The sequence below is a fragment of the Kitasatospora sp. NPDC003701 genome (assembly GCF_053587085.1).
On sequence record NZ_JBSFNM010000010.1, the window covers coordinates 95860 to 109177 of the forward strand.

The 13318-nt window shown below is 69.1% G+C and carries 17 protein-coding genes; 2 read left to right on the forward strand and 15 right to left on the reverse strand.

Going from position 1 to position 13318, the window contains the following annotated elements; genetic code table 11:
- Position 1 precedes the first annotated feature (1 nt).
- The 3 genes from metG to ACWDRR_RS12540 all read right to left on the reverse strand — a co-directional run bounded on the left by metG (position 2) and on the right by ACWDRR_RS12540 (position 4099).
- Entirely contained in the window at positions 2-1732 is a 1731-nt protein-coding gene (gene metG, locus ACWDRR_RS12530; RefSeq protein WP_449772147.1) for a methionine--tRNA ligase, read from the reverse strand.
- 219 nt (positions 1733-1951) lie between these two features.
- A complete protein-coding gene (locus ACWDRR_RS12535) occupies positions 1952-3124 on the reverse strand; it encodes a damage-control phosphatase ARMT1 family protein (RefSeq protein WP_449772148.1) in 1173 nt (390 codons plus the stop codon).
- Positions 3125-3148: 24 nt separating this feature from the next.
- Positions 3149-4099 (reverse strand): hypothetical protein, encoded by a 951-nt coding sequence (locus tag ACWDRR_RS12540; protein ID WP_449772149.1) that lies wholly within the window; start codon positions 4097-4099, stop codon positions 3149-3151.
- A 443-nt stretch (positions 4100-4542) separates the two neighbouring features.
- Here ACWDRR_RS12540 and ACWDRR_RS12545 point away from each other — a divergent pair, with 443 nt between their 5' ends.
- Positions 4543-4716, forward strand: coding sequence for a hypothetical protein (locus ACWDRR_RS12545; RefSeq protein ID WP_449772150.1), 174 nt, complete (start codon positions 4543-4545; stop codon positions 4714-4716).
- A 133-nt stretch (positions 4717-4849) separates the two neighbouring features.
- On the opposite strand, the gene ACWDRR_RS12550 is transcribed toward ACWDRR_RS12545, so the two are convergent.
- The 11 genes from ACWDRR_RS12550 to ACWDRR_RS12600 form a co-directional block, all read right to left on the reverse strand.
- Positions 4850-5314: a GNAT family N-acetyltransferase gene (locus ACWDRR_RS12550; RefSeq protein ID WP_449772151.1), complete on the reverse strand. Its 465-nt coding sequence runs from the start codon at positions 5312-5314 to the stop codon at positions 4850-4852.
- A complete protein-coding gene (locus ACWDRR_RS12555) occupies positions 5311-6156 on the reverse strand; it encodes a hypothetical protein (RefSeq protein ID WP_449772152.1) in 846 nt (281 codons plus the stop codon). Before ACWDRR_RS12555 ends, ACWDRR_RS12550 begins: the two co-directional genes overlap by 4 nt.
- Positions 6157-6275: 119 nt before the next feature.
- Positions 6276-7382: a methyltransferase domain-containing protein gene (locus tag ACWDRR_RS12560; RefSeq protein WP_449772153.1), complete on the reverse strand. Its 1107-nt coding sequence runs from the start codon at positions 7380-7382 to the stop codon at positions 6276-6278.
- Entirely contained in the window at positions 7379-8323 is a 945-nt protein-coding gene (gene tgmB, locus ACWDRR_RS12565) for an ATP-grasp ribosomal peptide maturase (protein WP_449772154.1), read from the reverse strand. The genes ACWDRR_RS12560 and tgmB overlap by 4 nt, the downstream gene beginning before the upstream one ends.
- A gap of 26 nt (positions 8324-8349) precedes the next feature.
- Complete coding sequence (locus ACWDRR_RS12570; protein WP_449772155.1) at positions 8350-8631, reverse strand: hypothetical protein; 282 nt, start codon at positions 8629-8631, stop codon at positions 8350-8352.
- A gap of 77 nt (positions 8632-8708) precedes the next feature.
- On the reverse strand, positions 8709-9539 hold the full coding sequence (locus ACWDRR_RS12575; protein WP_449772156.1) for a helix-turn-helix domain-containing protein: 831 nt from the start codon (positions 9537-9539) through the stop codon (positions 8709-8711).
- On the reverse strand, positions 9536-10057 hold the full coding sequence (locus ACWDRR_RS12580; RefSeq protein WP_449772157.1) for a DUF6879 family protein: 522 nt from the start codon (positions 10055-10057) through the stop codon (positions 9536-9538). The genes ACWDRR_RS12575 and ACWDRR_RS12580 overlap by 4 nt, the downstream gene beginning before the upstream one ends.
- The gene (locus tag ACWDRR_RS12585; RefSeq protein WP_449772158.1) at positions 10041-10250 is read right to left on the reverse strand and encodes a hypothetical protein; all 210 of its coding nucleotides are present in this window, start codon (positions 10248-10250) and stop codon (positions 10041-10043) included. The genes ACWDRR_RS12580 and ACWDRR_RS12585 overlap by 17 nt, the downstream gene beginning before the upstream one ends.
- A gap of 254 nt (positions 10251-10504) precedes the next feature.
- On the reverse strand, positions 10505-10693 hold the full coding sequence (locus ACWDRR_RS12590) for a DUF397 domain-containing protein (RefSeq protein ID WP_449772159.1): 189 nt from the start codon (positions 10691-10693) through the stop codon (positions 10505-10507).
- A gap of 78 nt (positions 10694-10771) precedes the next feature.
- Complete coding sequence (locus ACWDRR_RS12595) at positions 10772-10960, reverse strand: DUF397 domain-containing protein (protein ID WP_449772160.1); 189 nt, start codon at positions 10958-10960, stop codon at positions 10772-10774.
- Positions 10961-10966: 6 nt separating this feature from the next.
- Positions 10967-11821, reverse strand: coding sequence for a helix-turn-helix domain-containing protein (locus ACWDRR_RS12600; RefSeq protein WP_449772161.1), 855 nt, complete (start codon positions 11819-11821; stop codon positions 10967-10969).
- Between the two features lie 311 nt (positions 11822-12132).
- On the opposite strand from ACWDRR_RS12600, the gene ACWDRR_RS12605 reads away from it, so the two are divergent.
- Positions 12133-12549: an ATP-binding protein gene (locus ACWDRR_RS12605; protein ID WP_449772162.1), complete on the forward strand. Its 417-nt coding sequence runs from the start codon at positions 12133-12135 to the stop codon at positions 12547-12549.
- A 76-nt stretch (positions 12550-12625) separates the two neighbouring features.
- On the opposite strand, the gene ACWDRR_RS12610 is transcribed toward ACWDRR_RS12605, so the two are convergent.
- Complete coding sequence (locus ACWDRR_RS12610) at positions 12626-13228, reverse strand: GNAT family N-acetyltransferase (RefSeq protein WP_449772163.1); 603 nt, start codon at positions 13226-13228, stop codon at positions 12626-12628.
- Between the last annotated feature and the right edge of the window lie 90 nt (positions 13229-13318).

Here is a 13318-nt window from a genome sequence, read left to right on the forward strand (position 1 = left end):
CCTACTCGCCGCCGCCGAAGCGCGCGGTCCAGGCGGCCAGGTCCTCGTCGGTGATCTTGGCGAAGAGCACCGGCGGGACGGTGAACGCGGTGCCGGCCGGGACGAAGTCCAGCGCGCGCGCCTCCTCGGCGCTCACCCAGGACCGGGTCCGGGCGGGGGCGTCGTCGGCGAGCGCGAACGCCTCGCGCATGGCCTGCGCTGCGGCCGGGATGAACGGGTCGGAGACCACCGCGTAGAGGTGGATCAGGTTCATCGCCGTCCGCAGGGTGAGCGCGGCCGCCTCGGGGTCGGTCTTCACCTGGAGCCAGGGCGCCTTCTCGTCCAGGTAGGCGTTCCCGGCGCTCCACAGCGTGCGCAGGCTCTGCGCCGCCTTGCGGAAGTTCAGCGCCTCCAGCTGGGTCTCGTACTCGGCCAGCAGCTCGGCGATCTGCGCGCCCAGCCGCTCCTCCGCCTCGCCCGCCGCGTGCCCGGCGGGGACGTCGTCGCCGAACCGCTTGCGGCTGAAGGAGAGCACGCGGTTCACGAAGTTGCCGAGGGTGTCGGCGAGGTCCTTGTTGACGACCGAGGAGAAGAGGTCCCAGGTGAAGCTGGAGTCGTCCGACTCGGGGGCGTGCGCCATCAGGAAGTAGCGCCAGTAGTCGGCCGGCAGCAGCTCCAGCGCGACGTCGGTGAAGATGCCCCGCTTCTGGCTGGTGGAGAACTTGCCGCCGTAGTACGTCAGCCAGTTGAAGGCCTTGACGTAGTCGACCTTCTTCCAGGGCTTGCGCGAGCCGAGGAGGGTGGCCGGGAACATCACCGTGTGGAACGGGACGTTGTCCTTGGCCATGAACTCCGTGTACCGGACGGTCTCGTCGGCCTCGTACCACCAGGACTTCCAGTCCCGGACCTCGCCGTCCGCCGCCGCGTCCGCCCACTCCTTGGTGGCGCCGATGTACTCGATCGGGGCGTCGAACCAGACGTAGAAGACCTTGCCCGCGGCGGCCAGCTCCGGCCACACGTCGGCCGGCACCGGGACGCCCCACTCCAGGTCACGGGTGATGGCGCGGTCCTGCAGGCCTTCGGTCAGCCACTTGCGGGCGATCGAGGAGGCGAGGACGGGCCACTGGTCGCCGTGCGCGTCGACCCACTCCTCGACCTGCTCGGTCAGCTTCGACTGGAGCAGGAAGAGGTGCTTGGTCTCCCGCACCTCCAGGTCGGAGCTGCCGCTGATCGCCGAGCGCGGCTCCAGCAGGTCCGTCGGGTCGAGCACCCGGGTGCAGTTCTCGCACTGGTCGCCGCGCGCCTTGTCGTAGCCGCAGTGCGGGCAGGTGCCGACGATGTACCGGTCCGGCAGGAACCGCCCGTCGGTGACCGAGTACACCTGGCGGATCGCCCGCTCCTCGATGAACCCGTTGGCGTGCAGCTCGCGGGCGATCTCCTGGGTGATCTCCCGGTTCTGCTGCGAGGAGCTGCGCCCGAAGTGGTCGAACGACAGCCGGAACCCGTCGTAGACGGCCTTCTGCTGGTCGTGCGCCTGCGCGCAGAACTCCGCGACCGGCAGCCCGGCCTCCTGCGCGGCCAGCTCGGCCGGCGTCCCGTGCTCGTCGGTGGCGCAGATGTACAGCACCTCGTGCCCGCGCCGGCGCAGGTACCGGGAGTAGACGTCCGCCGGGAGCATGGACCCGACCATGTTGCCCAGGTGCTTGATCCCGTTGATGTACGGAAGGGCGCTGGTGATCAGGTGCCGAGCCATCCTCGGATGCTCCAATTTCTCCCGCACGCACCCCAGCCCGGAGTGCCGTGACAGGCGCAGGGTCTGGGGGCCGCAACGGAACCCCGGCACGGACGCCGGACTCCGGGCTGCCACACAGAGCGAAGGTCCACTGTGGGCGTGCGCAGTGTATCGAAGCGGGGGCGGCCCCTCCTCGCCCTTTTCACCGGTCGGACGGCCCCGGCGGATCGGGCCGTGCCCTCACCGGCCGGGCGGCCGCCGGTGGACCTGGACGACCGCGTACCGGCCGCTGGTGCGCCACGCCGTCCCCGTGCCGTCCAGTCGTGCGAGGACGGCGGGTTCGAGACCGACCACCACGTCCGACTTGAGCGTCCGCAGCGCGGCGACGGACGACGGGAAGTGCTCCACCGCGTCCGCGAACGGGGTGGTCGGCGGCCAGAGCCGGTCGCCCACCAGGCGCCGGTAGTTGAGATCCCCCTTGAGGACCGTCAGCGCCGCACCGGCGAACTCCGCCCGGAGGTCGGCGGGCAGGTCGTGGAACGTCAGCGGCGCACAGAAGAACGCGTGGGCGCGGACGGCGAGTTCGCCCGTGCCGAGGGCCCGCCACAGCCGCGCCCCGACCGCCGCCGCCCGGGGCGAGGGCGCGGCGCGCAGGCGTTCGACCGTGGTGAGCAGGTCGGCCGTGGTCGCGTCCGACACGAAGTACGGCCGGGGCTTCACGTACAGCACCACCTCGGCCGCCAGGCCCTCGGTGAGCAGGTGGTCGATCAGCACCAGGTCGGGCAGCAGCTCCCGGCCGGCGTTGTCCGCGACGACGCAGACCCGCCCGCCCCGGGCCCGCTCCAGTTCGGTCCAGAACGCCGCGCTGTCGTCGGCGACCGGAGCGGTGGCGGCGTCGTCGTCCGCTGCCGTGATCCGGAAGCTCAGATCGGCGCGGTTCCCCCACAGCGCGGAGGCCAGCAGGGCCTCCTCGCGCCGGCGTCGCGGCAGTTCGCCCAGCGGCTCCAGTGCCGCGAGCTCGGCGTCCACCGCCGGGCCCGCCAACTCGGCGGCCTTGAACGGGCCGAAGGGGTCGATGCCGTGCCACGCGCCGGGCCGGAACCAGCCGGTGGCGTCGAGCAGCCGGTGGTAGAACCAGTTCTCCGCCCACAGGAACGGCGCCTCGCCCCAGGGCCGGCCCCAGAGGCCCTCGCCCCACGCCAGCCACTGTTCCCGGTCGTGGACGCTCTCGCCGGGCGGCTCCAGGACACCCGTGGTGCTCTCCACCAGCAGCCGCTCCACCGCCGCCCGCTGGGCGGGCCCGTACGGCAGCGCGTCGAGGACCTGGCCCAGGAGCTTGGGGTGGCGCTCGTGGAACACGCTCCAGGGGAAGGAGCCGGGGGCGTCACTGCGGATCACGGGTGCGGTCGGCACGTACGGCTCGTCTCTGTCGGTCGGTCAGCGCCACCCGGTCCGGTGGGCGATCCAGGTCCGTCCGACCGCCGCCATGCGGGCCTGGTAGTCGCGCAGGTACGGCACACCGGGCGGGGCCGGGAGGCGGGAGTTGCGCTCCCAGTATCCGGCCTGGGCGACCGCGAACGAGGTGACCGCCGCCGGCGGGGCGTGGTGCCAGGAGGCGGCGCGCCCGATCAGCTCCTCCGCCCGGCCGGGGGTGTGGCCGGCCCGGATCAGCTGCGTGACGAGGAAGGCCGGGTCGATCCAGGCGGCGCCGTGGTGGAGGTAGGTCCAGTCGATGGCGAGGGCCGCCCCGTCGCGCAGCAGCATGTTGTCGGCGCGCAGGTCCACATGGAGCAGGCAGTCGCCGCCGGAGTGGTCGAACCAGTCGCGTTCGACGGCCGCCAGCCGCTCGATGTGGCGCGCCGACCACGGATCGAGCCGGGCCCGCTCCCCGGCCAGGACGCGCCAGCCGTGGAAGCGGTCCCCGAGGACGGCGGCTACGGTCGGTCCGTCGGGCACCGGGGACGGGTCGACGGTCGCGGGGAGCTGGTCGAGGAGCTCCAGCACCGCCGGGAGGTCGGGCGAGCCGGGCCCGAGGTCCGGGTGGCCGCCGGCGACGTCCTCGAAGGCCATCAGCAGCCAGCCCCCGCCCTCCCAGGAGTCGATCATCCGTGGTGCGGGCACCTGCGGGCCGAAGCTGCGGTTGACGGTCGCCTCGGTGGCGTACGTCGGGTGGACGGGGTGGTCGGTGGCGACGCCCTTGAGGAACACCGCCCGACCGTCCGCGAGCGTGGCCCGCACCGCGAGCCCCGGGCTGAACCCGGCCACCTGCGTCGCCGCCGCGACCACGGGCGAGCCGAGCACGGACTCCACCGAGTCACGGACAGCGGCCGGAAGTGCCTCCCACGATGGCCGCACGGAGGTACGGGAGAAGAGATCGTTCGAGGTCACAGTGCCTTCCCGGCATCGAGTACGTCGGTCACCCGAGCGTAGTCCGCGGCCCGAACCGGGCTCCACCGACTTCTACGGGAGCGCAACTGGCGGAGACTTCGGCCGTGCGGGCGAACCGAGTGGCCGTGTGCCACCTGACCGCGTGGACGCTGGCCCGGGGCCTGGAGCTGCTCGGCCTCCAGACCCCCGGGTGGGCGTGACACACGCCCACCCGGGGCCACCGCACCACTCGCAGCGGCCGACGGCGTTGGTCGCCGCCCTATCGAGCCCGGCGGTCCCGGATGATCCGGGCCGCCGGGTGGCCAGCCTCTCTGCTCGCTGCACAGGAAGTCGGCCGGTCCGACTTCCTGTGCAGCAGGGCGTCGCTCATGCTTCCCCTGCGTGGGGTGTGGATCGTCCAGCCTGAGTGCTCCCCCGAGACCATCGGAGCACTCGTGTATCGCATGCGCCCCGCAGCGTGGGTGCGGCGCGTCACCTTCGAGGAGGGCCTGGTCCGGTACTACAAGCCCCGGGGCTTCGATGTGGTCCGCGTCCGGGACTTCCAGGGCCGGCCCGTCGTGGGAATGCAACGGTGGGCGCAGCTCCTCGGCCCCATGGACCGGCTCATCGCGAAGTGACGACGAGGCTGCGGGCGTCTCCGGGACAGGGAGTGAACTCGCCCATGCTCGTACTGCATTACAGCCGCAAGGACGGTCTCGAACCTGCTTGTTGTTCGGCAGGCCGCACGCGGCCTGCCGTTGTCGTGACTGGTCACGGACGAGGCAGTCGAACCTCGTAACGCTCAAATCCGCCCTCCGCCCCCGTGTGGGAGAACCCGGCCTTGGCCAGCACGAGGCCAGAGGCCGAGTTGTCCGGGTGGTGTTTGGCCCGCACGACCGGAAGGCGCAACGCACCGAAGGCCAGGGCCAGGAGACGGGTTGCCGCCTCGGTGGCGTAGCCCTGGCCCCAGGCCTCCGGTCGCAGGATGTAGCTCAGCGTGCCGGCACCATGGGCTATGCCCAGCTTGGCAATGCCCACCAGGTCGCTGGCGGCTTCAATGCCGAGCATGAAGTGCGTCCGAGGAGACAGTCCGGCCGCTACCACGGCCCGGCTGACGTAGATCCTGGCTTCATCCTCACTCATTGGGCTCCGGGCCAGATACCGGACCGACGCGGGACTGTAGATCCGCTGGAGAGCCTGCTCGTCCCCGGCCCGCAGTTCCCGCAGCCGGATCACGTGCTCACCGCCGCCAAAGTGTCACCGAGGTCGGCGGCGGTCGGCCGATCAGCCGGCCCGGAGAGCAGCACGGGACGGAGCACGTCCTGAAGCTCCGGCCATGGCGTCGCCGGGGCAAGAGGCAGTTTCCCCGTGGCGATGGCGTCGCGCAGCCCATCGGGGCCGGCCTCCTTCCGGTCGATTCCGGCGGCCCGATAGTCGAGCGGCCAGTCGCCGGTCGCGCAGGTCCAGAGCACTCCCGCCAGGGCATACACCTCTGCGGCCGGTGACGTCTTGACCGGCTGCGGCCCGGCGGAGATCCAGGCGGCCAGCTCCGGTGCCATCAGGTGCACCATGGCTCCCTGGAAGGAGGTCCAGGGCGTTGCCCCTTCCTGCCATGACCAAGCGAAGTCGATCAGCTTCACCTCGCCGCTGGTGTGGATGCCGTGCGACGGCTGCAAATCGCCGTGCACCCAGCCGGCGGCGTGGAGGCCGGCGACCGAGCGACACAGATCGACTGATCCGGCGAGCGCGATCGGTCGGCCAGCAGCGCCTTCTCGGGCGGCTCGGAAGACTTCCCAGGTAGATCGCCCAGCCAGCCACGGCGTGACGAACCAAACGGCCTCACCAGCTCGGCCTGCCGTGACCGTGTAGCCGGGAAGCTGATCCAGAACCGACGCCTCTCGCGCTGTCACCTCGGCGGACTCCCCTGTCCCGAGCTTGATGGCGACAGCGGCCATGGGGCCAGTGGCTTTCCAGACGGCAGACCCGCGTCGGTCGGTGATCTCCTTCAGCTCGACCGGCCCGCAAATCGCTTCTGCGGCCTTCACGGCTTCCGGGGGACAGGAAGCGAACTCGCCCATGCTCGTACTGCCTTCCACTCACAGGGGATGTGCTCGAACACATCCCGCCCGTCGTCGGCGGCGGCCAGCGCCGCCGCGCGACCAGGTGTGTGAGCCGCGGAACCGCCTCCACCGACTTCTCAGAGCACCCAACGCGACACCGAGCCGTCCGGGGCGGCGTAACGGACGATCTGGCCTTCGACGCCGACCTCGATGGTGAGCCATTCCCGGCGGGGACGGTTCCGGCGGAGCCACTCGCGGTGGGCGGTCTCGACGACCTCCCAGAGGTCGCGCGGGCCCGCGACCGTCACGGTGGACGAGCCGTCGGAGTGGTCGCGCACCAGTGCGGTCGAGCCATCGGCGGAATCGTGAAGCCTGCCCGCCTGCCGGACGACGTTCGGCGGCAGGTGGAGAGAGGCCCAGAAGGAGAAGCCGTAGTCGTTGAGGGCATTGCTTCTGACCGGTGTGGTTCGTTGCGCCGCCTCGACGCTCTCAGGGGCGTCCGATGCGGCGGCCGCCCCTGACCGCAGGGGCATGAACGCGGCGGGCGCGGCCAGGAAGCGTCCCACCGCGCGCCCGTCCGGCTGCTTGGTCAGGCAGGCGACCGCCCCGCCGTCCAGCGCGCCGCCGATCGGGGCGACGATGACGCCCCCGGGCGCGCACTGGTCGAGCCACGCCTGCGGGATGCGCCGGACGGAACAGGTGGCGATGATCCGGTCGAACGGGGCGCCGCCGGGGTGCCCGGCGGCGCCGTCGGCGGTGAGGACGACCGGCTCGAAGCCCGCGTTGTGGAGCCGGTCCCGGGCAGCGGTGACCAGGGGAGCGGTGCAGTCGAGGGTGGTCACGTTCTCCGCGCCCGCGAGATGGCAGAGCAGCGCGGCGTTGTAACCGGTACCGGTACCGATCTCCAGCACCCGGTCGCCCGGGCGGACGTCCAGGGCGTCGAGCATGTCGGCCATCAGGCTCGGCAGCGTGGACGAGGAGGTCGCCGCCGTGCTGAGCCCGTCCACCTCGGTGACCAGCGCCCGATTCGCATAGACCTCGCGCAGCCACGCCTCACCGTCCCCGGACGTGAGGCGAGTCGTGTGGTCGGAGCGGTAGAACACCGGAACGAACGAGTGCCGGGGAACATTCAGGAACGCCTCCACCACCCGGGAGGAGAGGACGGCACTGGCGCGCTCGATGTCGCAGGCGAGCCTTACCCGGGCCTGGAGGAGCCGGCTCCCGGTCTCTACGGCGGCGGTCATGTGTCGGTTCCTTGCAGGTAGTCGCAGATGGCACTGGTGATGGGCAGCCCGGTCGCCTGCTCGATGAACCCGTACTGCCCGTTGGGATTCACCTCAAGGAAGTTCCACTCGCCCGACGGTGTGACCACGAAGTCGAACGCGCCGTACGGGAGACCGAGTTGGCCGAGCATCCGGTGAACTCCCCGTGTCACGGCAGTCGGGGGTTCACACACGCGATAGGTCAGGCTGTCGTAGTCGCTGCGCCAGTCGGCATGGGCGGCGGCTGATCCGGCATGGATCTCGGCGGCGAAGAGTCGACTGCCGACGGCGGTCAGCCGCACCTCGAACGCCTTGGGCACCCATTCCTGGAACAGGTGCGCCGTGGTGGCGATGGACGAGTGACCGACATCGCCGGCTCGGAGCAAGCTCGCGAAGACCGCCACTGACCTGCCGTCGACCGTCCCACGGATGGGTGTGAACGGCTTGTAGATGACCGGTGCGGCGATCTGCTCCGCGAACTCCTTTGCCGCGTCGGGGCTGTTGGTGACCAGTGTCCGGGGCACGCGTAACCCGCACTCGGCCGCGATTCTCAGTTGGAGCGGCTTGTACTCGGCGTCCGCAGCCCGGCCCGGCGGCGGCAGCCACCGGGCCGGCAGTGCCGAGAGCAGTCCGCCGAACCCGCGCCGCGCCTCGGCCGCGGCGACCGCACGGGCTTCCGAAGGCATGTCGTCGGGGAACGCGGACGGTGTGGGGCGGCGGTAGTAGACCGCGCGGACGGTCGTGAGGTCGAGCGTGCGGCGGTCCGTGGCGAGCGTGCCGCGCCAACCGGACCCGTCGAGGCCGGCCGCCACGGCCAGCCTCGACGGGAACCAAGCCGTGTCGGCCCGGAAGACGGGCACCGCACGCCGGTTCAGCTCCTCGATCACCAGGTCGGCGGTCGGGTCGAATGCGCCCGTGATCACCAGGACGGACCCGGGAGTCGGCCTCATCAGTCGTTGCTGCTTCCCGGGTCGTCCGGCGCGTCCAGCTGCCCGGTCGGCTGGGTGGGCCCGAAGGTCTTCGGAGGAGCGCTGGTCATGTAGACGCCGGGCGGCAGCCCCTCGTACGTGCAGGTCTGCGACTCCTCGTCGTACGCGATGTCCGAGGGCAGGATGCCTCCGGCACCGGTGACCGGCGTGAGGAAGCGGAACGCGAAGGGGTCGCCCGGCCCGCGCCGGCCGTCCAGTACAGGCAAACACGACTCGGGCAGACTGAGAACTTCGGTGGACACTGGTTCTCCCCTCTCTTTGAAACACTCGGAATTTCATCGGGTGGGAGACCAATTTAGGGAGTATTGACGGGGCCTGCCTAGCCGGTTTCCTGTTGCCGCAAGAAATCGTCTCGGATGCCCTCGATCATGTGGCGCATGCCGTCGCCGGTAACCGCCAGGCGTTCGAATTCGGTAAACTTCTTGACGTACTGTTCGACGTCTCTCGGCTCGCTGGTGCTGATCTCCGCATGGGGGATCTCCACGATTACCAGACGCTTGTCGAACATGACGAATGAGCAGGTCGGAATCTCCGTCTTCGGAGCTGACTGAGGCACCACGCCGATCGTGATGTTCGGCATCCTTGACATGGTGGCCAGTTTATCCAGCTGTGCCGCCATCATGGTCGGCCGGACGAGTTCCCAGCGGAGCGCCGACTCCGTGATCAGGAAATGAAAAGAGTGCTGCTGGTCGTAGAGAGCTTCCTGTCTGCGAAGACGCGCGCCGATCATCTTCTCAAGCGCTTCGTCGGACAACTCCGAGTTCTGCTGGACAGCGCGCACATATTCTGCGGACTGGAGCAGACCTGGGATGCAGGACGCCTGGAAGACTCTCAGGCATCGGGTCTGTGCCTCTATCGCCCGGATGTCCTCCTGGTGTTTGTGCAGGCCGGTTCGACGATATATGCGCCAGGCTGTCGCCTCTGTGGCGACAGCCCGTGCAGCCTCGGTCAACTGGGCTTTGACGTCCTCAGGTACATTCATGGCAGCCAGGATGCGCTCGACATCCATGATGCTGGGTGCGAGGTGCCCGTTCTCGATTTTGCTGAGCTTGCTCGGAGACATGGCAGCACTGCGGGCAACCGCCTTGGCCTCTCTCCCGCCGGCCTGCCGCAGTTGCCGCAGTGCCTTCCCCAGGTCCGTGCTGTTCACTCGCTGCCGTACCGCTCCCACCACTCGGCGAATGGCACCGCTTGGCCGAGCGCAATGTCACGGCGCTGGAGCCACTCGGCCACACTCGGTTGCTTCTCGGCGCCGATGAAGGAGCCGCCGTCGCCGTACTGCATCGTCACCACAGTGGACTCGTCGAAGGCCCAGTAGTCCGGAACACCTTCGAGTGGATTGGGTTTGTCGGTGACGTCGAGAATGAAGAACTCCTCGCCGGCTGTGGCGTTCTTTCGATACCCCCAACCGAGTTCGAATCGAAGATACGGCGTCAAGGGGCGTGAAAGGATGTGGACCCGGTACATGCGCTTGCCGTTGATGACGCCGGATCGTACCTCCTCCACCCATTCCTGGTTGTAGTCGGCGGGCTGAGGTTCGCCCGCCAGGAAGGCTCGGATGCTCTCGGCGTTCGACGACTTGGTGTAGTCGTCGAACGTTTCCAGTCGGAAGGCTTCCCTCTTGAAGTCAGAGAAGAGCCGCTCGAACTCTTCACCCGAGATTCTCACTGGCGATCCTCCGAAGCAGGGAAGCAGGGATGCGGACGGCCGTCTCTCCGGCAGGGAGTCGGAGAGTGCTCAACGCCTCCGTGTCGGTCACCAGGTAGCCCTGCACAATCAGGTCTCCCGTACCGTCCACGGCGTACACGGTCGGGCAGGTGCCCTTCTCGCACTCACCAGCGAGTCGCGTCAGCTTCACCATCGTTCCTCTCCTGGCGGCCGGTGTCTCGGTTCGATGCTCCCGACACTTTGATGGCGCAGTCAAGAAGCGGCAGTTGAGAGAACAGGAAACAGGACCGGCTGCTGTGCCTGCTCGTGCGCGACCGCCTTGAATGCCGAACGGCTGCCCGAAACAGCCTTGAGTGGAGGCAAGTCGGTCTGTACGCCGGGTTCTGTCCCCCGAACGACGAACTCCGGTGGCCCCTTGCCCGCGCAAGGGGCCACCGGGACGGCTCGTCAGGCGACGAAGTGGTCGAACTCGCCGGCCTTCACGCCGAGGAGGAAGGCGGCCCACTTCCGTGGGGTGGTGCGGACGATGATGTCGCCGGTGTCGGGGTCGCGGATCTCGACCATGCCGTCAGCGGTGCGGACTTCGAGGCATTCGTTGCTGTTCCCGCTGTGTGACGAGTTCTGCCAGTCCTGCATGGTGACCAACCCTTCAGATTCGTGCGTTGGGGCCCGGTGGTCCCTTGCGTAGCGCAAGGGACCACCGGAACGATTCCGCTAGGCGCCGACGTGGTCGAACTCGCCGGCCTTCGCGCCGAGGAGGAAGGCGGCCCACTTCCGCGGGGTGGTGCTGATGACGACGTCGCCGGTCTCCGATTCGCGCAGCTCGACCGCGCCCTCGGCAGCGCGAACCTCGATGCACTCGTTGGATTCCCCGCTGTAGGAGGACTTCTGCCAGCTGCTCATTTCTCGCTATCCTTTCAGGTCATGCATGGTGCGGTGAATGAAATCGCGAGATTTCGATGGGCTGAGGGCGCTGGAATCGGCTTCCGTGATGATTTCGCGGTAGGTGTGCAGCTCGGCGCCGGAGTGGACGAACTGAGGCCCTTGTGCCAGGTCGTACTGGACGGTGTCCAGCTCCGGGATCGCGCCGCACGCGAGGTAGAGGTTCTCGCCGGCACCCGGGAACGTGTCCATCTCGAAGGGGATCACGCGGATGGTGATGCCAGGGCGCTCGGAGTGTTCCAGCAGGCTGGCGAGCTGCTCTCGCAGCACGGCGGGCCCACCGAACTGCATCCGCAGGCTGGTCTCGTGTACGAAGGCGACGTACGGCTTGTCGGTGTTCGTGAGCAGGTTCTGGCGCTGGACTCGAAATGCGACTCGAATGTCTGTGGCGTGGCGAGGAAGTGGCGGGCGAATCCGGGCGAACACGCCGGCCGCGTATCCGGTGGTCTGTAGAAGCCCGGGAATGAAGGTGGTGTTCAGGACGACCAAGGACGTTGCATGATGCTCCATCTCGGCGATGTCGAGGAAGCCGGTGGGGATCTGTTCTCGGAAGTTGTCCCACCACTTCTTCCCGCGGTCCCGCGCCATCAGCGCGAGCCCGTCGATCAGAGCGGTATTGGTGCACTTGGAGGCTGCCGCCCAGGCGTGGAGGCGGTCGACGCTGATGCCGGACTTGCCGTTCTCCATCTGCGAGACCTTGGGCGCGTCCGTGCCCAACTCTGCTGCCATGGCTCGCGGCGTCATCCCTGCGTACTCGCGCATCCTGCGTAGCTCCAGGCCAAGTCGTTGCTGGCGCACGGTCGGCGACAAGCGGGGTGGCATGCATCCCTTCCCTCAGTAGGTCCTCGGTGCAGTCTGCCGCCATGGCATCGGGTGGTCCACCTCGATGGGGAAGGCCAGGCCGCGATCGCACGATCGGGTGAATGGCTCCATATTTTGTAGCATCGATGGACCCTTGCTTCTATGTTGAGTGTCGTACCCGAGCTCTGATGGTTGGTCAGTGCTCCCGAAGTGCACCCCGGATGGGCGAGTGCAGGCTGCCGACGCCTGCCCTCCTCGTCGTCGGCGGGGGCAGGCCACGGGTGGATGGCCCTTCATCAACACCCTCACCTCAACTGGACTGGAGACAGTCGATGTTGCTTCCGCTCCTGCGCCCGCTCGACGCCGATCCGGCGTCCGACTTCAGGCTCGACCTCTTCCCGCCGGCCCTTCTCGGGATCGTCGGGGCGCTCCGCCGCCTCCTGCGGGACACCCTTCACGCCCTCGACCTCGACCCCGACGCCCCCTGCCTGATCCTCTCCGAGCTGGTCACCAACGCCCTGGTCCACGGCGACGGCCCGCCGACCGTCGTGCTCGAACTCCGGTGCGGCAGGCTCTACATCGCCGTCTCGGACGCCTCCGTCGCCCCCGTCGTCCGGCCGGCCCCGAACGATGCTCGAACGAGCGGGCGCGGGCTTGACCTCGTGGGCGCGCTTGCCGATGAGTGGGGTGTGGAACTCATCGGGTCGTACGGCAAAGCGGTCTGGGCCGTGGTGGCGGTCGCCGGCTGATGGGTGTCTTCCTGCTGGCCGGGCTGCTGGTGTCGGTGCTCTTCGTCGGCATCGTCGCGCAGCTCATCGCGTGCCGTCAGCCGCGGGAAAGACGCTCCACCAGGCGGGACTTGGCCGCGGGCCACTCGTCCGCCAGCATCGAGAAGTAGGCGGTGTCCCGCCAGACCCCGTTGGCCCGCAGCTTCTCCCGGCGGTGGATGCCCTCGTACTGGGCCCCCAGCCGCAGGATCGCGTTGCGGGAGCGGTCGTTGAGCGCGTCCGTCTTCCAGGACACCCGGCCCATGCCCAGGTCCTCGAAGGCGTGGACGAGCAGCAGCAGCTTGGCCTCGGTGTTCACCGCCGTCCGCCAGGCCGACCGGGCGTACCAGGTGCCGCCGATCTCGACCAGCTCGTCCTCCGCGCGGAAGTCGTAGTACCCGGTGATGCCGATGGCCCGCCCGCTCGCGAGGTCGATCACGGCGAACTTCACGGCGGTGCCGGCCGCCACCTCGGCCAGGCGGATGTCGAGTACCGCGCCCAGCTCCTCCTCCGTCGCCGGCGGGTGGAAGGGGATCCAGCGCCAGACGTCCGGGTCGGGCCCGACCGTGGCCCACAGGTCGGAGAGGTGGTCCCGGCTCAACGGCTCCAGGCGGACGTGGCGGCCGGTCAGGGTCACGGGGGCAGGCAGCTTCGCAGTCATGATCCCGAACGTAGCCAAACTCTGCACTAGATGCAAGATGCTATTGCACTAGTGCATACGCAAAACGCGAAGAAGAAGGCCCTGCGGTCC